The organism is Parerythrobacter aestuarii (assembly GCF_030140925.1).
GTDB classification, from domain to species: Bacteria; Pseudomonadota; Alphaproteobacteria; order Sphingomonadales; family Sphingomonadaceae; genus Parerythrobacter; species Parerythrobacter aestuarii.
Window position 1 is genome coordinate 1,096,629 of record NZ_JARBWD010000001.1, and the last position, 20,773, is coordinate 1,117,401.

General features: G+C 63.2%; 23 protein-coding genes and 1 tRNA gene. 9 read left to right on the forward strand and 15 right to left on the reverse strand.

The window, feature by feature from the left end; all coding sequences use genetic code 11:
- Positions 1-67 precede the first annotated feature (67 nt).
- On the forward strand, positions 68-568 hold the full coding sequence (locus QPW08_RS05330; RefSeq protein ID WP_284124701.1) for a L,D-transpeptidase family protein: 501 nt from the start codon (positions 68-70) through the stop codon (positions 566-568).
- 56 nt (positions 569-624) lie between these two features.
- Complete coding sequence (locus QPW08_RS05335) at positions 625-1,605, forward strand: winged helix DNA-binding protein (protein ID WP_284124702.1); 981 nt, start codon at positions 625-627, stop codon at positions 1,603-1,605.
- A gap of 9 nt (positions 1,606-1,614) precedes the next feature.
- On the opposite strand, the gene QPW08_RS05340 is transcribed toward QPW08_RS05335, so the two are convergent.
- From QPW08_RS05340 to argH, 4 genes are read right to left on the reverse strand one after another with little or no spacing between them, the layout of a single operon-like run.
- Positions 1,615-2,391, reverse strand: a complete 777-nt coding sequence (locus tag QPW08_RS05340; protein WP_284124703.1) for a siroheme synthase — start codon at positions 2,389-2,391, stop codon at positions 1,615-1,617.
- Between the two features lie 7 nt (positions 2,392-2,398).
- A complete protein-coding gene (gene lysA, locus QPW08_RS05345) occupies positions 2,399-3,658 on the reverse strand; it encodes a diaminopimelate decarboxylase (RefSeq protein ID WP_284124704.1) in 1,260 nt (419 codons plus the stop codon).
- Positions 3,658-3,897, reverse strand: coding sequence for a hypothetical protein (locus QPW08_RS05350; RefSeq protein ID WP_284124705.1), 240 nt, complete (start codon positions 3,895-3,897; stop codon positions 3,658-3,660). The genes lysA and QPW08_RS05350 overlap by 1 nt, the downstream gene beginning before the upstream one ends.
- Positions 3,897-5,273 carry an argininosuccinate lyase gene (argH, locus tag QPW08_RS05355; RefSeq protein ID WP_284126302.1) on the reverse strand — a complete coding sequence of 459 codons (1,377 nt, stop codon included), beginning with the start codon at positions 5,271-5,273 and terminating at the stop codon, positions 3,897-3,899. Before argH ends, QPW08_RS05350 begins: the two co-directional genes overlap by 1 nt.
- A gap of 130 nt (positions 5,274-5,403) precedes the next feature.
- Here argH and QPW08_RS05360 point away from each other — a divergent pair, with 130 nt between their 5' ends.
- Positions 5,404-5,859: a TlpA family protein disulfide reductase gene (locus tag QPW08_RS05360; RefSeq protein ID WP_284124706.1), complete on the forward strand. Its 456-nt coding sequence runs from the start codon at positions 5,404-5,406 to the stop codon at positions 5,857-5,859.
- A gap of 108 nt (positions 5,860-5,967) precedes the next feature.
- Here QPW08_RS05360 and QPW08_RS05365 read toward each other — a convergent pair.
- Positions 5,968-6,043: transfer RNA gene (locus QPW08_RS05365), tRNA-Val, on the reverse strand.
- Positions 6,044-6,128: 85 nt separating this feature from the next.
- Between QPW08_RS05365 and QPW08_RS05370 the strand changes: the two genes are divergently transcribed.
- Positions 6,129-7,106: an asparaginase gene (locus QPW08_RS05370; RefSeq protein WP_284124707.1), complete on the forward strand. Its 978-nt coding sequence runs from the start codon at positions 6,129-6,131 to the stop codon at positions 7,104-7,106.
- An 89-nt stretch (positions 7,107-7,195) separates the two neighbouring features.
- On the opposite strand, the gene QPW08_RS05375 is transcribed toward QPW08_RS05370, so the two are convergent.
- The 3 genes from QPW08_RS05375 to fmt all read right to left on the reverse strand — a co-directional run bounded on the left by QPW08_RS05375 (position 7,196) and on the right by fmt (position 10,156).
- Complete coding sequence (locus QPW08_RS05375) at positions 7,196-8,308, reverse strand: zinc-binding dehydrogenase (RefSeq protein ID WP_284124708.1); 1,113 nt, start codon at positions 8,306-8,308, stop codon at positions 7,196-7,198.
- Positions 8,309-8,400: 92 nt separating this feature from the next.
- Positions 8,401-9,144 carry a tRNA pseudouridine(38-40) synthase TruA gene (gene truA, locus QPW08_RS05380; RefSeq protein WP_284124709.1) on the reverse strand — a complete coding sequence of 248 codons (744 nt, stop codon included), beginning with the start codon at positions 9,142-9,144 and terminating at the stop codon, positions 8,401-8,403.
- Positions 9,145-9,250: 106 nt separating this feature from the next.
- Complete coding sequence (gene fmt, locus QPW08_RS05385) at positions 9,251-10,156, reverse strand: methionyl-tRNA formyltransferase (protein ID WP_284124710.1); 906 nt, start codon at positions 10,154-10,156, stop codon at positions 9,251-9,253.
- Positions 10,157-10,288: 132 nt separating this feature from the next.
- On the opposite strand from fmt, the gene recR reads away from it, so the two are divergent.
- From recR to QPW08_RS05405, 4 genes are all read left to right on the forward strand, one after another.
- Positions 10,289-10,885, forward strand: a complete 597-nt coding sequence (gene recR, locus QPW08_RS05390) for a recombination mediator RecR (RefSeq protein ID WP_284124711.1) — start codon at positions 10,289-10,291, stop codon at positions 10,883-10,885.
- 62 nt (positions 10,886-10,947) lie between these two features.
- Positions 10,948-11,517 carry a peptide deformylase gene (gene def / locus QPW08_RS05395; protein ID WP_284124712.1) on the forward strand — a complete coding sequence of 190 codons (570 nt, stop codon included), beginning with the start codon at positions 10,948-10,950 and terminating at the stop codon, positions 11,515-11,517.
- A gap of 59 nt (positions 11,518-11,576) precedes the next feature.
- The gene (locus QPW08_RS05400) at positions 11,577-12,920 is read left to right on the forward strand and encodes a DNA recombination protein RmuC (RefSeq protein ID WP_284124713.1); all 1,344 of its coding nucleotides are present in this window, start codon (positions 11,577-11,579) and stop codon (positions 12,918-12,920) included.
- Positions 12,917-13,540, forward strand: coding sequence for an SH3 domain-containing protein (locus tag QPW08_RS05405; protein ID WP_284124714.1), 624 nt, complete (start codon positions 12,917-12,919; stop codon positions 13,538-13,540). The genes QPW08_RS05400 and QPW08_RS05405 overlap by 4 nt, the downstream gene beginning before the upstream one ends.
- Here the strand turns inward: QPW08_RS05405 and QPW08_RS05410 are convergent.
- The 7 genes from QPW08_RS05410 to QPW08_RS05440 form a co-directional block, all read right to left on the reverse strand.
- Positions 13,537-14,340 (reverse strand): TrmH family RNA methyltransferase, encoded by an 804-nt coding sequence (locus tag QPW08_RS05410; RefSeq protein WP_284124715.1) that lies wholly within the window; start codon positions 14,338-14,340, stop codon positions 13,537-13,539. The two genes, QPW08_RS05405 and QPW08_RS05410, sit on opposite strands and share 4 nt — an antisense overlap.
- Positions 14,341-14,346: 6 nt before the next feature.
- Positions 14,347-14,625 (reverse strand): HPr family phosphocarrier protein, encoded by a 279-nt coding sequence (locus QPW08_RS05415; RefSeq protein ID WP_284124716.1) that lies wholly within the window; start codon positions 14,623-14,625, stop codon positions 14,347-14,349.
- Positions 14,622-15,050: a PTS sugar transporter subunit IIA gene (locus tag QPW08_RS05420; RefSeq protein ID WP_284124717.1), complete on the reverse strand. Its 429-nt coding sequence runs from the start codon at positions 15,048-15,050 to the stop codon at positions 14,622-14,624. The genes QPW08_RS05415 and QPW08_RS05420 overlap by 4 nt, the downstream gene beginning before the upstream one ends.
- A gap of 85 nt (positions 15,051-15,135) precedes the next feature.
- Complete coding sequence (gene rapZ, locus QPW08_RS05425; RefSeq protein WP_284124718.1) at positions 15,136-16,041, reverse strand: RNase adapter RapZ; 906 nt, start codon at positions 16,039-16,041, stop codon at positions 15,136-15,138.
- Positions 16,038-16,466, reverse strand: coding sequence for an HPr kinase/phosphorylase (locus tag QPW08_RS05430; RefSeq protein WP_284124719.1), 429 nt, complete (start codon positions 16,464-16,466; stop codon positions 16,038-16,040). Before QPW08_RS05430 ends, rapZ begins: the two co-directional genes overlap by 4 nt.
- On the reverse strand, positions 16,467-18,062 hold the full coding sequence (locus tag QPW08_RS05435; RefSeq protein WP_407674550.1) for a sensor histidine kinase: 1,596 nt from the start codon (positions 18,060-18,062) through the stop codon (positions 16,467-16,469).
- Between the two features lie 5 nt (positions 18,063-18,067).
- Positions 18,068-18,823, reverse strand: coding sequence for a response regulator transcription factor (locus QPW08_RS05440; RefSeq protein WP_284124720.1), 756 nt, complete (start codon positions 18,821-18,823; stop codon positions 18,068-18,070).
- 242 nt (positions 18,824-19,065) lie between these two features.
- On the opposite strand from QPW08_RS05440, the gene QPW08_RS05445 reads away from it, so the two are divergent.
- Positions 19,066-20,676, forward strand: coding sequence for a phosphoenolpyruvate carboxykinase (locus QPW08_RS05445; RefSeq protein WP_284124721.1), 1,611 nt, complete (start codon positions 19,066-19,068; stop codon positions 20,674-20,676).
- Positions 20,677-20,773 lie beyond the last annotated feature (97 nt).

The window sequence follows — 20,773 nt, forward strand, 5'->3', positions numbered from 1 at the left end:
TTCGGGCTTGTCATCCCCTTGCCACGGTGCGCTTGCGCCGCCGGTGGATCGGACTAGGTTCGGCCCTATGCTGAAGCGCCTAGCCTTGTTGCCTGCTCTCGCACTGGCCGCGTGCGCGCCAGCCGAAATGGCGCTTGGTCCCGACGAACCGCAGGTCGACTTCCTGCTGGTCGACAAGTCCGACCGTACGCTCACGCTCTATCGCGACGGGGTCGAAGTGAAGACCTACACCGGCCTGCAATTCGGTGACGCGCCAATGGGACACAAGCGGTTCGAAGGCGATGAGAAGACGCCGGAAGGGCGCTACACCATCGATACGCGCAATCCGCAAAGCTCTTACTACCTGAGCTTGCGGGTATCCTATCCCAACGCGCGCGACCGCGCCTATGCCGAGGAACGAGGTCGTTCGCCCGGCGGCGATATCTTCTTGCACGGCCAGCCCAACTGGCTGCCTTCCGGGCGCATGGTCGGCAACTGGACGGACGGCTGCATTGCCTTCTCCAATACTGAAATGGACGAGTTGTGGCGGCTGGTTCCCGACGGAACTCCGATCGAAATCCGCCAGTAGTTCTTGACCAATTCATCATTTGTTCTATCATTGTTCTCACTAATTGGAGAATCGGAATGAATGCAACCCAGCTTGACTATGCACCTGTCGGCGATCCTGCGGGCATGCCGTTCGCAATTTCGATCTTCGCTGACAGGGCCCATGTGCGCAGCCAGATTGCAGACGATGTTTCAGGAGCCGGCTTTCGAGTGCTGCGTGAGGCACCGGTTGCCGAATTGCTTGAAGGCGAGGCAGTCTCGCTTGGCGAGATCGTGCTGCTCGATTGCCCCCGTGTCGATGCTGCGACGATGGCAGCGCTTTCGCGGTTGGACATGCGCATCGCCCGCAGCGGAGCGCGACTGGTTGTCTCGACCACGGTCGAAGCGCTGGAGGGGGTTTTTGCCTGCCTTGACCAGTCTGGCCCGCGTATCCTGGTCGCACCGACTAGGGGCGAACGCGTAGTTGCCTTGGGGCAGGAGTTGACCAACATTGCCCTGGTGCGTGTTCGCGAAAATTCGGGACGGGACGAGATCTCTTTGCTTCGCTTGGCGGAACAGGTCTCCGAAATAGCGCGCAAGCTCGACGCAATGGTCCCATCCAATGATACTGGCAATGCGAGTGTCTTCCGGTTTGAATCTCCGACTCCGCCCTATGCCGGGCCGGAGGGTGAGGATAGTTCGGGACGGCTGGCACGAAGCAGCAAGCCGCCATTGCCCGATCCGCGACTGGTGCGCCGGATTATCCGCCAGCGGCAAGCGAGAACGAAGTTCTTCGAAGGCGATCTCTTTGCAGATCCGGCCTGGGACATACTGCTCGATCTGACGGCTGCCCGCGCCGAACACACCCGTGTCTCCGTGACATCGCTTTGCATCGCCAGCGGTGTCCCACCGACGACTGCATTGCGCTGGATCAGCCAGATGACGGAAATGGGCCTGCTGCAGCGGATTGAAGACGAACAGGACAAGCGCCGCGCTTTCATAGCTCTCACCGATAATGCTGCGGAGGCCATGGCCCGCTATTTTGCCGAGTTGGACAAGGAAGCCGGGCGGCTGGCGTAAACGGATCGGTCAATCCCGCCGGAGAATGACCACCAATCCGACCAGGTCTGAAGTGTCCATCGGCAGCGACCGGCGCACAGCGTCCGCGCGCGAACGATCGAGAATGGCAGTCGGCACTTCGGGTGCATGAACCACGATGTCGGCCATCCCCAGCAAGCGCGCCTCGCGTATGGTCAAGTCGTCAGGATCATCACTTGCGAGAACGATGGTCACGACGTCGCGAGGGGCCGAAGGGGCACTATCTGCCGCCCATGCTTCCACCCGGTCGAACGCATCGCCATCGAATGGGTCCAATGCCCCGCCTTCGTCGAGCGCTTCGTCCAATGCGCGTCGACGATCGTTGCTGTCTGGAAACCGCGCTCGAAGTGTCTCGCGCGCTCGATTAAGCGCGGTTGCAAGATTGCCGAGCGTGTCGGGCAACAGGCGCTCCAGTCGCAGCCGTATATGCTTGGCGAGACCCGCAGATGCTCCACTCGTGGAGATCGCCAACAATACAGGCTCGCGATCGAGAATGCTGGGTGTCGTGAAGTCGCACAGCTCGGGCCGGTCCGCGACATTCACCAGCAGGCCAAGCGACTTCAGCCTCTGGGCGGCAGCGCGAGCGGCCCGCTCGTCTTCCAGTGCCACGAATGCCAGCCGCGCCTGATGCGCTTCGGCCTCGCTGCACGGGATCCCGCCTGCACGCTCGACCAACCTCCGCTTGGCTTCACCCATCGGCCCCTCGCCGACAACCACCACCCGCGTCCCGCGTACGCGGTGAAACAGCGGGAGGGAGCCAATCGTCACAGGACCCTCAAAGCCAGTCCGGAACCGGCTCTGCCGACATGATGGCGTCAGCGGTCAGCCGCTCGGCGACCACGGCGAACTTGTCGCCATCGACCAGTACCTCGGCCACGAAGCCGCGCGAATTGTAAGAGCTCGCCATGGTGGCACCATAGGCCCCTGCAGTCCGGAATATCGCCAAATCGCCTGACACCAATGCGTCGCATTCGCGGTCCTGAGCAAAGGTATCCCCGGTCTCGCAGATCGGGCCGACAATGTTCGCGGTCATCCGCTCGCCGTTGGGCGTCACCGCCTCGAAATCATGCCATGCACCATACAGCGCGGGGCGGGCGAGGTCGTTCATGGCCGCGTCGACAATGACGAAAGGAGGACCATTTCCGCCGCGTTTGACCCGGATCACCCGCGTTAGCAGCACGCCCGCATTGCCGGCGATCACGCGTCCGGGTTCGAACGTAAGGTGCACGTCCCAGTCCTGCGTCACCCGGGCGACCATTGCCCCATATTCGGCAGGAGACGGCAGGACTTCACCGGTCTTGTAGGGAACACCCAGCCCGCCGCCGAGATCGACATGGGTGATCGCGTGCCCGGCAGCTCGCAGGTCTGCAACCAGCTGTCCAACCTTCCCGAATGCGGTTTCCAACGGTTCGAGATCACCCAGCTGGCTGCCAATATGCACCGCTACACCGCGCAGGTTGAGGCCTTCGAGCGCGGCCAATTCGGCATAAACCTCGCGGGCATGCACCAGCGGGATGCCGAACTTGTTCTCGGCCTTGCCGGTCGAGATTTTCTCGTGCGTCCTGGCATCGACATCGGGATTGATGCGCAGGCAGACCGGGGCCTGTTCGCCGCGAGCGGCGGCGAGTTCCGCCAGTTCGCGGCCTTCCTCGCGCGATTCGATGTTGAACTGGCCGATGCCTTCGTCGAGCCCGAGTTGCAGCTCGGCACGGGTCTTGCCAACGCCCGAGAACACGATCTTCTCCGGTCCCATCCCGGCGAGCAGCGCACGGCGCAGTTCACCGCCGGAAACGACATCGGCGCCGAATCCCGCCTGTTGCAATACCTTGAGCACGGCGAGGTTGGGGTTGGCCTTCACGGCAAAGGCAATCAGCTTGTCTGGCACGCCGGCAAGCCCTTCGGTGAACACCCTTGCGTGACGCTCCAGCGTAGCGCGCGAATAGACATAGACGGGCGTGCCGACGTCCTGAGCAATGCGGGGCAGCGGCACATCTTCGGCGTGAAGCACGCCGTCACGGAGCGAAAAATGGTCCATCAGTCTTCAGGTGGCAGGTCGAAGGGGTCGTCTTCCCGCTCTTCGGAGCGGCGGCGCAATTCCACGCTTCGTTCGGGGGCAGCAAGTGTGTCGGGTGCCAGCAGTTCTTCGGCGGTGCGCTGACGCTCGCTGCCATAAGGGGCGGGCGGCAGGTCGGCCCCTGCGAGTGGTTTGAGGTCAGCCTGCTGCCCACACGCGGCGAGGGCTGCACAGGCAATCAGGGCAAGGGCGCGGGACATCAGTTCTCCATTCCGAGCGCTCGACGCGCAGCGGTAACTTGCGCGCTTACCTGATCCGGCGCGGTGCCGCCATAGGAGCAACGCGCCGCGACCGAGGCATCGAGCGTGAGCACGGCGCGTACATCCTCGGTCAACCGCGTATCGATGCCCTTGAGATCGTCGAGCGAGAGGTCCTCCAGCGTGCAACCCTTGCTGTCCGCCAGCTTGACAGCAGCACCGGTGATGTGATGCGCTTCGCGGAACGGGATATTGGCTGCCCGCACCAGCCAATCGGCAAGATCGGTTGCAGTGGCATGACCAAGGCCCGCTGCCTGGCGCATCCGGTTGGTATTGAACTCCGCTCCGCCAATCATGCCTTCCATGGCGGCGAGACACAGGTCGAGCAGGCCGGCCGCCTCGAACACCGGCGGTTTGTCGTCCTGCATGTCCTTCGAATACGCCAACGGCAGGCCCTTCATCGTCACCATCAAGGCCGTTGTCGCCCCAACGATCCGCCCGGCATGGCCGCGTACCAGCTCTGCGGCGTCGGGGTTCTTTTTCTGGGGCATGATCGAGCTGCCGGTCGACAGGCTGTCGGGCAGGCGGACGAAGCCGAACGGCTGGCTCGCCCACAGGATCAGCTCCTCGGCCAGGCGCGAAAGGTGAAGAGCGCACTGGCTTGCGGCCATCAGGTAGTCGAGCGCGAAATCCCGGTCGGACACGGTGTCGAGGCTGTTGGCAGTAGGCTGCGCGAAACCCAACGCCTCTGCCGTCATCGCGCGGTCAAGGTCGAACCCGGTCCCGGCGAGGGCGGCAGCGCCGAGCGGGCATTCGTTCGCACGCGCCCTGGCATCGCCAAAGCGCGATGCATCACGGCGCAGCATCTCGTAGTACGCCATCAAGTGATGGCCCAGCGTTACTGGCTGCGCAGTTTGCAGATGCGTGAAGCCCGGCATAACGTTTTGGGCATGTTCGCCCGCCCGCGTCACGAGTGCTTGCTGCAACGCTGAAATACCATCGAGCGCTCGGTCGGTTGCCCCCCGCACCCAGAGCTTGAAATCGGTTGCTACCTGGTCGTTACGGCTACGCGCTGTGTGGAGTCTTCCTGCGACAGGGCCGATCAGTTCCGTCAGGCGCGCTTCGACGGTCATATGGATGTCTTCGAGATCCCAATCCTCCGGCACGCCGTCAGCCTCGAACTCTGCGGCTACCTGCGCCAACCCGGCGTCGATCTGCGCGGCATCCGCGCTCGATATGATGCCTTGTTTGGCCAACATGGCGACATGTGCGTGGCTGCCGTCGATGTCCTGCTGCCACAATACCTTGTCGAAGGGGATCGAGGCGTTGATTTCGCGCATGATGGCGCTAGGCCCTTCTGCGAACCTTCCGCCCCACATTTGATTGGAACTCTTGGTGTCCCGACTGTCACTCACGCTTGCTGTCTTCCTTCTTGCGCTTGCAGGGTGCGATAGGGCCGCCACCGATAGTGCGCAAGACGAGCGAGCATTGCCCGATGCCAAGTCCAGCTTGGTCGGCGAAATTGATCGCAGCCACGCAGGTGAGTTGATGCCGGCGCAAGTGATCCGCGACACCGAAGGGCGCGAAGTCAATCTGGGCGCGTTGCAGGGGCGCACGATCCTGATCAACCTGTGGGCGACCTGGTGTGCGCCCTGCGTCGAGGAGTTGCCGCTGCTCGAGCGCTTCGCACATCAGCACTACGGTGAAGTGCGTCTCCTGACGATTAGCCAGGACCGCAAAGGTGCCGAAGTCGTCGGGCCGTTTCTCGCAGAGCGGCGCTTCACCATGATCGAGCCGTGGCTCGACCCGGAAAGCAAACTCGAACAGCACTATGGTGCGGGCCTGCCGGTCAGCATCCTCTACGATGGCAGCGGGCGCGAAGTCTGGCGTATTGCCGGTGCCTTCGACTGGTCGAGCGCAGAGGCGGCCGGGGCGCTCGATGAAGCAATTGCAGCGACGGAATAGGGGCTGGTCTTCGCCCCATCCTGCGCTTCGTTTGGACGTTCGCCCATCGCAATCGCTTGGGAATACTCGCGCGAGTTCATCCCGGGGAAGAATTCGTCCAGCGAAAACTGGTGGGCGCTGACGGGCTCGAACCGCCGACCCTCTCGGTGTAAACGAGATGCTCTACCAACTGAGCTAAGCGCCCTCCGCCGTGCGGAAGAGCGCTGCACATAGCGTGCAAAGGTTCAAAATCAATTGCCAATTGCGTTTCATTCACTAGGCCGCGCACCATGACCACCCGGCTTACCGTCCTTGCCACTGGCGGCACCATCGCGGGGATCGCGGGTTCCGCGATCGCCAAAGACTATCGTTCCGGTGAGATCGGGATCGAAGACTATCTCGAACAAGTCGGCGGGCTCGGGCTCGGGGCTGAGCTGTCCGGGAAGCAAATCGCCAATATCGATTCGGCCGATATGGGCCCGCAGGTCTGGAACCCGCTCCATGCTGCCATCCTCGAAGCGCTGTCAGACAATGATTGCGATGGCATCATCGTTACCCATGGTACCGATACACTTGAGGAGACCGCATTCCTCCTCGATCTGACGCTGCCCGCGCACAAGCCGGTGGTGATCGTGGGGGCCATGCGTCCGGCCGATGCGGTGGGCTATGATGGCTTGCGGAACTTCGCCAACGCGGTTTGCGTGGCAGGCGATGCCGAGGCCGCAGGGCGCGGTGTGCTGGTGGTGATGGGCGATCGGGTCTTTGGCGCGCGCGATGTGCGCAAGGTCCGCACCCGCGGGACAGATGCCTTCCGCGGATTCCCGCGCGAATCGGTGGGGCTGGTCGCACCCTCGTCGCTTGAGTGGTTCGGTGCGCCATGGCGTGAAGGTGCCGAGGCTCAGTTCGGCTGGCATGATCCCTTGCCGGAAGTGGTCGTAATCTACGCTCATGCTGCGCTTACGGCCGCGCAGGTTGAGCGTCAGATCGGACCAGGCACAAGTGGGGTGGTCATTGCAGGTGTCGGCGAAGGCAATATGCCGGATCCGGTGCGGCAAATGCTGGCCGACAAGGTTACTGCCGGTCTCAAGGTCGTCCGTGCCAGCCGCGCCGATGAGGGGTTGGTCGACCGCGAGGCCGAAGACGATGCCAACGGCTTCGTCGCTGCCCGCGCGCTCAATCCGCAGAAGGCGCGGATCCTTTTGCAGCTGCTGATCGCGGAGGGGGTTACCGACCCTGCCGCGATCCAGCGTGCGTTCGACGGTTCCTAGCAAGACGCGAGTCCCAGCGCAGGCTGGGACCTCCTACAAGTAAGCGCCAGGTGAGGGAGGCCCCAGCCTTCGCTGGGGCGCATGCCTCCTCAGGACCAGGGCGTGACGAGATATTTCTCGCCGGTCTTCATCGCGCGATAATCGGTCACTGCATCCTTGGTCAGCATCTCTTCCAGATTGACCTTGCGCTTGTAGCTGCTGGCGAAGGTGGTGGTGAGGTTTTCAAGAACGCGCTGGCGCATCCGCATCATGGTCTCCATGCCGGCCTGCTGCAGGAACGGAGTCAGCAGCCAGCCCGACAAGGTCCAGCCGAAGCCGTAGCTGGGGGTCAGGATGGTCGGACCCATGTCGAGCCGACCATAGATGAACATGCGTTTCTGCTGGTTGGAGCCATAGCGCGAATATTCGGTCATCTTGCTGACCGCGACCTGCTCCATCGCCTTGAAGACATTGTCGGTCGCTTGCCCGCCGCCAATCGGGTCGAAGCCGTAGAACGCATCCGTGGCGTCGATCGCTTCGCGCAGCTGCTTCATGAAGTCGTCGTCCGAGGAATTGACGACATGCTTCGCGCCGAGACCCTTGAGCATGTCTACATGCTCGGCCTTGCGCACGATGTTGACCAGCTCGATGTCGTCTTCGGCGCAGATCTTGATCAGCATCTGTCCAAGGTTGGAAGCGGCCGCGGTGTGGACCATCGCCTTGGCACCATCCATCCTGGCGTTCTCGGCAAAGCCCAGCGCGGTCATCGGGTTGACGAAGGCGCTCGCGCCGTCTTCTGCCGAATGGTCACCCAGCGGGAGGCACATGGCCGCGTCGGCAATGCAATACTGGCTGTAGGCATTGCCGGGCACGCATGCGACGCGCATGCCGATCAGCGCCCTCGCCATGTCGCTGTCACCCGTCGCGACCACAGTTCCGGCACCTTCGTTGCCGGCCGGCAGTTTCTGCCCGTGGCGCGCCTTGGAGCCGCTGTTGAACGGCTCGGGCATTGTGGCGACGTATTTGCCCGGAGTGTACTCGGCGTTTTCAAGGTCCGCTGCACCGGTCAGGATCGCAAGGTCTGAAGGGTTGATCGGGGCCGCCTCCATCTTGACCAGCACCTGGTTGCCGGTCGGATCTGGAAAGCTGACTTCTTCGATTGCGACAGTGAGAGTGCCGTCCGCTTCGAGGGTCGTGAAAAGCTGTTTGCCGGTCGTGGCCATTGGTCGTTCTCCCTATTTCGAGTCCTGTTCGGATTGATGCCATGGCTACGCGTGCGGCCGGGCGAAGGGAAGGTTTCTTTGCGAAACTATTTCTACTCGGGGTAGAGCGCTTCGACGAAATAGAGCCCGTGCGGCGGAGCGTTAAGGCCGAGTTCCTGCCGGTCACGGGCGGCAAGGGCTTTGCCGACCTGCTCCTCGCCCCATCGGCCCATTCCAACCAAGGCCAGGCATCCGACCATCGAGCGGACCTGGTGATGGAGGAAACTGCGTGCTGCGGCGTGGATCAGTACGTGTTCGCCATCCCGTTCGACATCGAGCCGGTCGAGCGTCTTGACCGGACTCTGCGCCTGGCACTGGACCGAGCGGAAGGTGGTGAAGTCATGGCTTCCTACCAGCGCCTGCGCCGCGCGGTGCATGGCTTCGTGGTCGAGCTCCTGCGGCACCTGCCAGGCCCGGTCGCGCTCCAGCGTCAGGGGCGCGCGGCGGTTGGCGATGCGATAGACATAGCTGCGCCCGATGCAGCTGAAGCGGGCGTGCCAGTCGTCCGGCACAAGCTCGCAGTGCGTCACCGCGATGGGATTGGGCCGCAGGTGGGCATTGAGCGCTTCCATCATGCGGAACGGGGCAAGGCTGCTCTCGACATCGAAATGGCTGCGCATGGCGAGGGCGTGGACGCCAGTATCGGTGCGCCCCGCGCTGTGGAGGGTGACCCGTTCACCTGTCACTGCAAGGGCAGCTTCCTCGACCGCCTGCTGCACGCTCGGCCCATGCTTCTGTCGCTGGAGCCCGAAGAACGGTGTGCCGTCGAATTCGAGGGTGAGGGCGAACCGGGTCAATCTCAGACCTTCGTCATTCCCGCGAAGGCGGGAATCCAGAATAGCTGGGCACTTTGTTGCCCGGGATCCCCGCCTTCGCGGGGATGACGGGAAGAGAATGAACTCGTCACGAGAGCACAATCCCGGCCACTACCGGGTACCCGCGCAGGAAATCAGCCAGGTCCATTGCGGGCTTACCCGCGCGCTGGAGTCGCAGCGGGCGGATCGCGCCCATTCCGCAGGCGATGGTGAACCGGTCGTCGAGCACTGTGCCGGCAGCGCCATTTGCGTCAGCGATTTCGGCGCTCAGCAATTTCACTCTTTCCCCATCTACTTCGCACCAGGCGCCAGGGAAGGGAGCGAGGCCGTGGATATGCCGCACAACCTCTTCCGCCGGTCCTGACCAATCAATCCGCGCTTCGGCCTTGTCGATCTTGGGGGCGTAGGTTGCGGCCTCGTCATCCTGCGCAACAGCCACATGCTTGTCGAGTTCGTGCAGGGTCTGAACCATCAGGTTCGCGCCCAGTTCGGCCAGTTCCTCGCTCAGCTCGCCGGTGGTCTTGTCATTGATAGGGGTGCGGATCGTTGCCAGCATCGGTCCGGTGTCGAGCCCGGCCTCCATCTGCATGATGGTGACGCCGGTCACCACGTCGCCCGCCATGATAGCGCGGTGGATCGGTGCCGCCCCGCGCCAGCGCGGCAGGATCGAGGCGTGGACATTGAGACAGCCGTTCGTGGGCGCATCGAGGATCGGTTGGGGGAGGATCAGGCCATAGGCCGCCACGACCGCGACATCGGCCGCGAGCGCTGCGAAGGCCGCCTGCTCCTCCGCCGACTTGAGCGACTTGGGCGAGCGGACTTGGATTCCCAGTTCCTCGGCCACTTTCTGTACCGGCGAGGGCTGGAGCTTCTTGCCCCGGCCAGCCGGGCGCGGCGGCTGGGTGTAGGCCGCGACAACCTCATGCCCAGCCGCATGCAGCGCGCGCAGCGTCGGCACGGCAAAGTCCGGGGTTCCCATGAAGATTATGCGCACAACCAGAGAGCCTTGATAACAGTTCCGTTCGGGCTGAGCTTGTCGAAGCCCTGCCTTTTCTTCTAGCGCGGCCCTATAAGGAACTACGGCCCTTCGACAAGCTCAGGGCGAACGGGAAGAGAGAAGCGCACTTTGGCATCGCAAGAGATCGAGCAGCTGGCGTCCGCCCTCGCGCGGCTTCCCGGCCTCGGCCCGCGCTCGGCGCGGCGGGCGGTGCTGTGGCTGGTCAAGCGCCGCGATTCTGCGCTGCCCGGCCTGCTCGAAGCGCTTGAAGCGGTGCAGGATCGGCTGGTCGAATGCCGCACCTGCGGCAATGTCGATACGCAGGACCCGTGCGGCATCTGCGCCGACCCGCGCCGCGATGCCAAGTCGATCTGCGTGGTCGAGGATGTCGCCGACCTGTGGGCGCTCGACCGGGCCAAGCTCTTCACCGGGCGCTATCACGTGCTGGGCGGCAAGCTGTCCGCGCTCGACGGGGTTCGGCCCGAGGACCTCAATATCGCCAGCCTGCTGGGCCGGGTCGAGGAAGGCGGGATCGACGAGGTCGTGCTCGCAATGAATGCCACGCTGGAAGGCCAGACCACCAGCCACTACTTGGCCGAACGGCTTGAGGCGTTTCCCGTGCGGATTACCCAGTTGGCGCACGGCCTGCCGGTAGGCGGGGAGCTCGACTATCTTGATGAAGGAACGCTGGCGCAGGCGCTGAGGGCGAGGCGTCCCGTAGGCTAACCACTTACTCTGATCGGAATCGCTTGCTTGCAGCGAGCACCACCAGCGCCTAAATTGGTTGCATGGCTATTCGTGAAATCCTGGAAGTGCCGGATCCCCGGCTCAAGACCGTGTCGCAGCCCGTCCAGCCGGACGAGTTCAATGACGAGCTCAAGACCCTCGTCGAGGACATGTTCGAGACGATGTATGACGCCCCCGGTATCGGCCTCGCGGCGATCCAGGTCGGCGTTCCCAAGCGCGTGCTGGTGATCGACCTCCAGCCCGACGATCCCGATGCCGAGCCCGAGGAATGCCACCACGACGGGCACAAGCACTATCACCAGCCGACCAAGCGCGAGCCGCGGGTGTTCATCAACCCCGAAATCCTCGACCCGGCGGAAGAACTGGCGACCTACCAGGAAGGCTGCCTCTCGGTCCCTGAAATATACGCCGATGTCGACCGCCCGGCGACCTGCACGGTCCGCTACCAGGACTTGGACGGCAAGGTGCACACCGAAGCGATGGAAGGCCTGCTGGCGACCTGCATCCAGCACGAGATGGACCATCTCGAAGGCATTCTCTTCATCGACCACCTGAGCCGGCTGAAGCGGCAGATGGCGCTGAAGAAGTTGCAGAAGCTGCGCGCGGCGTAAGCCGGGAAAATTCGCGCCACCCACTAGCGTTCCCTGTCCGTTCCGCCTAGACTGGCGGGATGGACCCCATGCTCTTCATCCTCTTCGCGCTGTTCGGTGGTCTCCTGCTGGGGGCATTGGGCGGCTGGTTTGCCGGATCGCGCCCGGCGGTGGAATTGCGTGACCGGCTGGCCGATCTCGAGAAAGAGGCGGATGAGCGGGAAGGCGAATTCAAGCAGGCGATCAAGGAGCTGGGCGAGGCCCAGATCAAGGTCGCGACGCTAGAGGCCAATGCCGCCAATTTCGACAAGCAGCTCGCCACCATGAAGGAAGCGCGCGAGGAAATGCTCGCGCAGTTCAAGGCCGTGGGCGGCGAAGTGCTGTCGCGCAGCCAAGAGGAATTCCTCAAGCGTGCCGAGGAGCGGCTGGGCCATTCCGAAAAGGCCAGCGAGGAAAAACTCAGGGCGTTGCTCGCTCCAGTGGGGGACCGGCTCAAGAGCTACGAAGAGCAGGTCAAGGTGCTGGAGGAAAAGCGCGTCGATGCCTTCGGGCAATTGGCGGGCGTAATCGAACAAATGCGGCAGGGGCAGGAGCAGGTCCGGCGCGAAGCGCAGCGGCTTGGAAACTCCCTCACCAACGCCCCGAAGGCACGCGGGCGCTGGGGCGAGCGGGCGCTGCAGAACCTGCTCGAACAATGCGGCCTCGCCGAACACACCGACTTCATGATGGAGCATTCGATCGACACCGATGACGGGCGGCTGCGCCCCGACGCGATTGTGCGCATTCCCGGCGGCAAGATGCTGGTGATCGATTCCAAGGTTTCGCTCAACGCCTATCAGGAGGCCTTCGAGGCCGACAATGACGAGGCGCGCGAACGGGCGCTTGGCGATCATGTCCGCTCGATGCGGAACCATGTGCAGACCCTGGGCGCGAAGAGTTACCAGAGCCAGTTCGAGGATGCGCCAGATTATGTCGTGATGTTCGTGCCGGGCGAGCATTTCGTCGCCGCCGCGCTCGAACACGATCCCGACCTGTGGAACTTCGCTTTCGACAAGCGGGTGCTGCTGGCGACCCCGACCAACCTTGTCGCCATCGCCCGCACGGTGGCACAGGTCTGGCGGCAGGATGGGCTGGCTCGCGAAGCGCAGGAAATCGGCCGGATGGGGACGGAGCTGTATGACCGGCTCGCCACCGCTGCCGAGCATCTGAAGCGCGTCGGCGGCGGGCTGGAAACCGCGGTCAACAATTACAACAAGTTCGTCGGCTCGTTCGAACGCAACGTGCTGTCCTCGGGCAAGCGGCTGGCGGAGAAGGGCATCGAGATCGGCAAGCGCGAGATCGAGGACGTACCCTTGGTCGAAGGCGCGCCGCGCTATACCAGCGACGACCTGCTGACCGACGGATCGAAGGAGGCTGCCGAATGAAATGGGGAATCATGCTCGCCGCCGCGATGCTGGGGGTGGCACCGCAGGCGCAGGCTGAACATCTCTATCCGCGCGATGAATGCGCGAAGCTGGAAGGCTTCGAGGCGTTCCGCATGCAGCTGGTCACCGCCGTCGCCAACCGGGATGCGGAGATGCTGCGCCCGGTGTTCAGCGAGGAAACGCTGCTCGATTTCGGCGGCGGGAGCGGCTGGGAAACGCTTTCGGAGCGTTTGACCGAGCGCGACTTGTGGGGCGAGCTCGACAAGGTGCTGCGGCTGGGCTGTGCCAGCTCAGGCGATGGCGAGATCGCCATGCCGTGGGCGTGGAGCCAGGACTACGGCATTGAGGACGCTTTCTCCGCCTGGCTGACGCTGGGCGATGCGGTGCCGCTGCGCGAAGCTCCCAGCGCTGATGCGCCAATGATCCGCAGCATGCGCTGGGAAGCGGTCGAGCAGCTGGGTGACTGGCAAGGCGACGAGGAATTCATCAAGGTCCGCACCAAGTCCGGCGAGGAAGGCTATGCGGCCGTCGCGCAGATGCGCCACCAGCTCGACTATCGCTTGCTTGCCTCGCGCGAAGACGGGCGCTGGCAGGTGACGGTGTTCGTAGCGGGCGACTAGCCCTCCAAACTCGCCAGCACTTCATAGGCCAGCACTGCGCCCGCCACGGCGGCATTGAGGCTATCCGCCCGGCCGCGCATGGGCATGGTCACGCGCAGGTCGCAGGCCATTTCATAGTCCTCGGGCAGGCCCTGCGATTCGTTGCCGACGAGGATGAAGCACGGCGCAGTATAGGGCGCGCCGCGATAGGGCACCGCGTCGCGTAGGGACGCAGCGACAAGCTGGCCTTCGCCTGCGCGCAGCCATGGCAGGAACTCCTCCCACCGCGCCATCGCAACCTGCTGGGTGAACACCGCACCCATGCTCGCGCGCACGGCTTCGACGCTGAAGAGATCGGCGCAGTCGTCGATCAGGATCAGCCCGCCCGCGCCCACTGCATCGCCGGTGCGCAACATGGTGCCTAGGTTGCCGGGATCGCGCAGAGCTTGCGCCACCAGCCAGATCTGCGCGTCTGAGCGGTCGAGCGCCGCGAGCGAGCTATCCCATTCGGCGAACACCCCGGCTACCGCTTGCGGGTTGGACTTGCCGGTAATCTTGGCGAGGATATCGTCCGAGGTTTCGATGATTTCGCCGCCGGCCGCGTCGACCGCAGCTTCCAGCTCAGCCAGCAGCGGATGCGGGTCGCGCCCTTCGGCCATCACCAGCACTTCGGGTACCTTGCCGCTTTCGCGCGCGTCGGTCAGCAGGCGGAGGCCCTCGGCGAGCACCTTGCCCGCAGCCTTGCGGTGCTTCTTCTCGCGCAAGGAGCGCAGATACTTGACCGTGGGATTGGAAAAGCCGGTGATCTGGCGCCGGGCCATGGCGGGTTACTCTTCGCCGAACCCGTCTTCGACGAGCGCGCACAGCTGATCGAGCACGGTATCCTGTTCGTCGCCGGTGACCATGATTTCCACCGTGTCACCCTTGGCCGCGCCTAGCATCATCAGGCCGAGGATCGATCCGCCGACGGCTTCGTTCCCGTCCTTTGCCACCGTCACCGCCACGCCTTCGGGCAGGCCTGCCACCATCCCCACGAACTTTGCGCTGGCGCGGGCGTGCAGGCCGCGCTGGTTGACGATGGTGACTTCGCGCCGCGCCCCGCTCATGAGGCTTTCTTCGCCGGAGGCGCCTCGTTCTGGCCAAGGAACTCCGAAGCCACGGTGATGTAATTCTTGCCAGCTTCGCGTCCGGCAGCGACGGCCGAGACGACATCCATCGTCTTGCGTGCGCCGGCCAGCCGGATCAGCATCGGCAGGTTGATCCCGGCGATGACTTCGACCTTGCCGGCAACGAGCAGCGAGATCGCGAGGTTGGAAGGCGTCCCGCCAAACAGGTCGGTCAGCACGATCGCTCCATCGCCGCTGTCCACCTTGGCGATCTTCTCAGCGATTTCGGACCGGCGCTGCTCAACATCATCATTAGGGCCGATACAGACGGTCTCGACCGCCTCCTGGTGCCCGACAACGTGCTCCATCGCCTCCACAAACTGGTCGGCAAGGCTGCCGTGAGTCACGAGAATAAGTCCAATCATGGGGGGTAATCTGCGCTCGCTTCTACAGGCCCTGCATCGTGCTGTGTGGATGCGGTTTAACCATGGTTGCTGCCAATCGCTGCTGTCATTTCAAGCCCATCGGGCCTTCAAACTGGTCGGCAGCACGCGATGCCAAATTGCGGTGGATGACAGTGGGCGAAAATCCGGCCTCGCGCAAGGCCTGAGCCATGGTCTCTGCGGTGTAGACCGAGCGGTGTCTCCCCCCGGTACAGCCGAAAGCGACATGGACATAGGCCTTGCCCTGCGCCCGGTAGCGCGGGAGCAGCGACAGCACGAGATCGCGGATGCGCTGGAACACCTCATCGAAGTCGCCGCGCGCGGTGATGAACTCGCCTACCGCCGGATCGAGTCCGGTTTGCTCGCGCAGGTTCGGCACCCAATGCGGGTTGTCGAGGAAGCGCATGTCGAACACCAGGTCGGCCAACGGCGGCATGCCGCGGGCGAAACCGAAACTGCTGACCGTCACTGTCTGCGAAGCCGGATCGTCCCGGTGGAAGCGCTCGCGCACCATCTGCTGCAGCTCGTTGGCAGCCAGTTCGCTGGTATCGAAAACTGCTTCCGCCCAGCGACGTAGCGGCTCCATCAGCTCCCGCTCCGCTCTGATCCCGTCGATCGCCGAGCGCCCCCTCGCGAGCGGATGATGGCGACGGGTCTCGTTGAAACGTCGCTCCAGTTCGTCGCTGGCGCAGTCGAGGAACAGCGTTGTTACAGTCAGGTCGTCGCGCTTCACCAGTTCCTTCACGAGGGCGATGATGTCGCTGGGGACAAAGCCACGGGTGCGGGAATCGAAACCGATTGCGAGCGGGGCGGGGTTTTTGCCCGATGTCACTTCGTTGATCAGGGGTTCGAGCAGGCGGATGGGGAAATTGTCGAGCATTTCCCAGCCGAGGTCTTCCAATACCTTGAGCGTGGTCGTTTTGCCCGCACCTGAAAGTCCGGTCACGAGGAGGATGTCGAGGCGGCCCGTCATGACCCCCGGCTACGCCCAAGCCCGTGCATCTGCAACGCATATTCGGCGCGCAAGGCGGCAACGGAGCCGTGCGGGGCAAACTTCAGCCATGGAATAGCGGCCCCCTGGATTTCGCACTGGAGGGCGTGCTCGACGAACCGCGGGGCTGAGGTGTCGAGCGAAAGGATCAGCGCAACCGGGGCTTCGACCGGCTCAAGTTCGGCAATGCCGACATTGCGAATTTCGATCTTGCCAGCGATCCTCGGCGGTGGCGAAGCCCAGAGTTTGCCGTCGCTACGCAACTCCAGCGAGACGCCGTCATCCCCCACCAGCATGGCTCCGCGATCGATCAAAGCCAGGGCCAGAGATGTCTTGCCCGACCCCGGTGGCCCTTCGATCATCACCGCATTACCGTGGATGGCAACGCAACTGGCCTGGTACAGCATCTAGGGTGAGCCCGTGATGCTGGGCCGCGCCTGCGGCAAGGTCATGATCAGGCAGGCCCCGCTTGCACCATCGGCGCGATTCTCCGCAACGAGCGATCCACCGTGTGCTTCGGCAATGGTCCGGGCGATGGCGAGGCCAAGCCCCGAATGGTCGCCGAAATCCTCGCCCTCCGGGCGGTCGGAATGGAACCGGTTGAAAATCTTGCGGCGGTCTTCCTCGGGAATGCCTGGGCCTTCGTCACACACGGACAAGGTAACGCAACTCTCAGTCGCATCGGTGGCAATTGCAATGGAGATAGTGCCCTGTTGCGGGGAGAACGACACAGCATTGTCGAGCAGGTTCTCGACAATCCGTTCGATTCGAACGGGGACGCCCATTACCAAGGATTGACCGGCGGGGGATTCGAGGATCAAGGTCCTCTCACCATCCAACCCCCGGTTGGTCCGCGTGGCGAGGATGTTTTTGACCAGGTCGCCCATGTCGATCATCTCGAATGTCGCGCGCGAAATCTCCGCATCGACCCGGCTGGCATCGGAAATTTCCGTCACCAGCCGGTCAATTCGCCGTACATCGTGCGTGGCGATATCGAGCAGTTGCTTTTGAAGTTCGGCGTCGTCGACCTTGGCGAGGGATTCGACGGCACTGCGCAGGCTGGCCAGCGGATTCTTGATCTCGTGAGCGACATCGGCGGCAAAATGTTCGACCGCGTCGATGCGCTGGCGCAAGGCATCGGTCATGTCGGACACGGCGCGAGCCAATACGCCGATCTCGTCGCGCCGTTCAGGCAGGCGTGGGACTTCGACTTCACGTTCCCGACCCAACCGAACCTTTTGCGCCGCCCGCGACAGCGTCTGCAAGGGACGGACGATGGTGCGAGCAAGGTAGAGTGAGAGCAGGATCGAAGCGAGCAGCGCGAAGCCTACGCCAATGCCAAGCGTGGAGCGGGCGCTCCGCACGGCTTCGGTGATGTCCCGGGCATTGCGGGTCGTCAGCAGGGTTGCTCCATTGAGCCCGACAGGAGCAGCGGCAGTAATCACCGGAGTGCGGTCTGCCGCTTGCCGCAGCTCGATCTGGGACAGCCCCTGTTCGCGCGCACGGACCAGTTCCGGCCAGGCATCGGCTGTCTCGGCCTCGGGCTCGTCGTATTTCGGGACCGGCTGTGCGCTCACGACTGTATCGACCATTTGGTCCAGGAAGCGGGCAAAACGCGGTCCGAAGGTATCATCGGAAGGATCGTCGAGGGTAAAGCCAGGTTCACCCAGTTTGAAGCTGTCCGCCCATAACCGCCCTTCGGCGTCGAACATGCGCAGCCGCATGCCTTGCTCCTTGCCGATTTGTACCAGCAAGGCTTCCTGTCGTTCCTTGGTGGCCCCCGCGAGTGCTTCAGCAGTGATCTGGGCTTCGATCCGCGCCAGCTTGTAGCGTTCGTCGAGCAATTGCGCACGGTAGGAATCGAGATAGAATATGCCGCCTCCGAGCAGCACAAGCGGGAGCACGTTGACCAAAAGGATGCGCGCGGTAAGCGACAGCCGGTCGAGCAGGCTCATCCGTTCGAGCGGGCGGACAATCCGACGGGTCAGGCGCTCCTCAGCCAAGGATATTACCCGTCCGAGAAGCTGTAACCGGCACCGTACAGCGTTTCGATGGCCGAAAACTCCCTGTCGACGGTGCGGAACTTGCGCCGCATGCGCTTGATGTGGCTGTCGACGGTGCGATCATCGACATAGACCTCGTCAGGATAGGCGGCATCCATAAGCTGGTTACGGCTCTTGATAACCCCCGGGCGCACCGCCAGCGCTTCAAGGATCAGGAACTCGGTGACTGTCAGCGAAACCTGTCTGCCATCCCACAGCACCTGGTGACGTGCCGGATCGATTGTCAGTCGGCCGCGGCTGTAAGTTGCGCGCTGCTCTTCCGGTTCGGCGGCCTGTTCGTCAGCGCTCAGTTCGTCCAGTCCGCCCCGGCGCAGGATTGCACGAATACGGGCGAGGAGCAGTCGCAGGCTGAATGGCTTGGAGATATAGTCGTCGGCACCCATCTCCAGCCCGGCTTCCTCATCACGCTCATCGTCCTTGCTGGTGAGGAAGATGACGGGGAGAGCCGAATGCTCGCGCAGGCGGCGCAGCAGCTCCATTCCGTCCATGCGCGGCATCTTGATGTCGAACACGGCAAGGTCAGGCGGATTCTCCAGCAGGGCCTTGAGCGCCGTCTCGCCCTCGGAATAGACGCGCGTGTCATACCCCTCGGCCTGCAGCGCGATCGAGACCGTCGTCAGGATGTTGCGATCATCGTCGACGAGCGCGATGACGCGCCGCTGCCGCACACTGCTTGCCAATGCCTCGCTCAGTTCCGCCATCCTCGCCCAGCCATGTTTGGTGCCATCCTCATACGTTGCAATAACTTTCCTAGCGCCAAGAGTTTGTTGAAACAACGGATGGTCGCGCGTGGTGAACCAATGGTGTAAGGAATGGCCCGCAAGGTTTGACGGAATCGCTTGTCCCGACTATCGGGGCGACGCGTTTCGTGCATACCTATGCACGACCTGCCAGACGCGCCTTAACCGGCCCCCGGCCAAACGAGATTTCAGGAGACACCAGCGTGACCGCTCCGCTGTCGACCAGCCTTGCCCAACAGGGCATCGAAACAAATGCCACCATCCACCCGAACATGGGCACCGCCGAGCTCGTCGAGCATGCACTGAAGAAAGGCGAAGGCCAGCTCACGCGCGATGGCGCGCTGCTGGTCGACACCGGCAAGTTCACCGGTCGCAGCGTGAAGGACAAGTTCATTGTCCGTGATGCCACGACCGAAGACACGATCGACTGGGGGGCGATCAACCAGCCGATGAGCGAAGAACACTTCGCCGTGCTGAAAGCGGATTTTCTCGCTCACCTGAAAGATCAGGACGAACTCTACGTTGCGGACCTGTTCGGCGGTTCGCAGCCGGAATATCGCGTCAACGTGCGCGTCATCAACCAGCTGGCCTGGCACAACCTGTTTGCGCGCACCTTGCTGGTCCGTCCGACCGAGGAAGAACTCGCCAGTTTCGCCCCTGAATACACCATCATCAACCTGCCCAGCTTCAAGGCCGATCCTGAACGTCACGGCTGCCGTAGCGACACAGTGATCGCGGTCAGCTTTACGGAGAAGCTCATCCTGATCGGTAACACCGAATATTCGGGCGAGATGAAGAAGGGCGTGTTCGGCCTGCTCAATTACCTGCTTCCGGCGCAGGGCGTCATGCCGATGCACTGCTCGGCAAACATTGGTGCCGACGGCAAGAGCGCGATCTTCTTCGGCCTGTCGGGCACCGGCAAGACCACGCTTTCGGCAGATGCCAGCCGCACGCTGATCGGCGATGACGAGCATGGCTGGTCGGATGACGCCGTGTTCAACTTCGAGGGCGGTTGCTACGCCAAGATGATCAACCTCTCGGCCGAAGGCGAGCCGGAGATTTATGCCACCACCAAGATGTTCGGCACGATCATCGAAAACGTGACGATGGATCCGGCCACCCGCGAACTCGACTTCACCGATGGCAGCAAGACCGAGAACACCCGCGGGGCCTATCCGATCGAATTCATTCCCAACACTTCGGAAAAGAACCTCGGTCCGGCACCCTCGAACGTCATCATGCTGACTGCCGATGCTTTCGGCGTGCTGCCTCCGATTGCCCGCCTTACACCCGACCAGGCGATGTATTACTTCCTCAGCGGCTATACGGCGAAGGTAGCGGGTACCGAGATTGGTGTGACCGAGCCGGAAGCGACCTTCAGCACCTGCTTCGGTGCCGCTTTCATGCCGCGCCACCCCAGCGTCTATGGCAATTTGCTCAAGGAACGCATTGCCAAGGGTTCCGTGCAGTGCTGGCTGTTCAACACCGGATGGACCGGCGGCAAGTACGGCGTTGGCCAGCGCATGCCGATCAAGGCCACGCGCGGCCTGCTGAACGCGGTTCTCGACGGCAAGATCGATGCCGTGGAATTCCGCAAGGATCCGAACTTCGGCTTTGACGTTCCGGTCAGCGTCCCGGCGCTGGCAGAAGCCGGCATCGACCAGACCATCCTCGACCCGCGCAGCACCTGGGCGGACAAGGAGGAATACGACGCCACCGCGCACAAGCTGGTGCAGCTGTTCGTCGACAATTTCGAACCCTTTGCAGCGCATGTCGATGAAGGCGTGCGCCAGGCTGCACCACAGGCTGCCTGACGCCAGCAGAGGACAACCAGTTGGAGAGGAGGGCCCTGCACCGCGGCAATACGCGGGCGGGGCCTTTTCTTTGCACGGAGTTCACCAGGCTTGCCTT

Coding starts and splice junctions, on each gene's coding strand:
- QPW08_RS05415 (WP_284124716.1), bottom strand. CDS start 14,625: ATGAGCGGGGCGCGGCGCGAAGTCACCATCGTCAACCAGCGCGGCCTG.
- lysA (WP_284124704.1), bottom strand. CDS start 3,658: ATGGACCATTTTTCGCTCCGTGACGGCGTGCTTCACGCCGAAGATGTG.
- QPW08_RS05370 (WP_284124707.1), top strand. CDS start 6,129: ATGACCACCCGGCTTACCGTCCTTGCCACTGGCGGCACCATCGCGGGG.
- QPW08_RS05375 (WP_284124708.1), bottom strand. CDS start 8,308: ATGGCCACGACCGGCAAACAGCTTTTCACGACCCTCGAAGCGGACGGC.
- QPW08_RS05430 (WP_284124719.1), bottom strand. CDS start 16,466: ATGCTGTACCAGGCCAGTTGCGTTGCCATCCACGGTAATGCGGTGATG.
- QPW08_RS05335 (WP_284124702.1), top strand. CDS start 625: ATGAATGCAACCCAGCTTGACTATGCACCTGTCGGCGATCCTGCGGGC.
- QPW08_RS05410 (WP_284124715.1), bottom strand. CDS start 14,340: ATGGCCCGGCGCCAGATCACCGGCTTTTCCAATCCCACGGTCAAGTAT.
- argH (WP_284126302.1), bottom strand. CDS start 5,273: ATGTGGGGCGGAAGGTTCGCAGAAGGGCCTAGCGCCATCATGCGCGAA.
- def (WP_284124712.1), top strand. CDS start 10,948: ATGGCTATTCGTGAAATCCTGGAAGTGCCGGATCCCCGGCTCAAGACC.
- QPW08_RS05400 (WP_284124713.1), top strand. CDS start 11,577: ATGGACCCCATGCTCTTCATCCTCTTCGCGCTGTTCGGTGGTCTCCTG.
- QPW08_RS05330 (WP_284124701.1), top strand. CDS start 68: ATGCTGAAGCGCCTAGCCTTGTTGCCTGCTCTCGCACTGGCCGCGTGC.
- QPW08_RS05440 (WP_284124720.1), bottom strand. CDS start 18,823: ATGGCGGAACTGAGCGAGGCATTGGCAAGCAGTGTGCGGCAGCGGCGC.
- QPW08_RS05405 (WP_284124714.1), top strand. CDS start 12,917: ATGAAATGGGGAATCATGCTCGCCGCCGCGATGCTGGGGGTGGCACCG.
- rapZ (WP_284124718.1), bottom strand. CDS start 16,041: ATGACGGGCCGCCTCGACATCCTCCTCGTGACCGGACTTTCAGGTGCG.
- QPW08_RS05350 (WP_284124705.1), bottom strand. CDS start 3,897: ATGTCCCGCGCCCTTGCCCTGATTGCCTGTGCAGCCCTCGCCGCGTGT.
- QPW08_RS05420 (WP_284124717.1), bottom strand. CDS start 15,050: ATGATTGGACTTATTCTCGTGACTCACGGCAGCCTTGCCGACCAGTTT.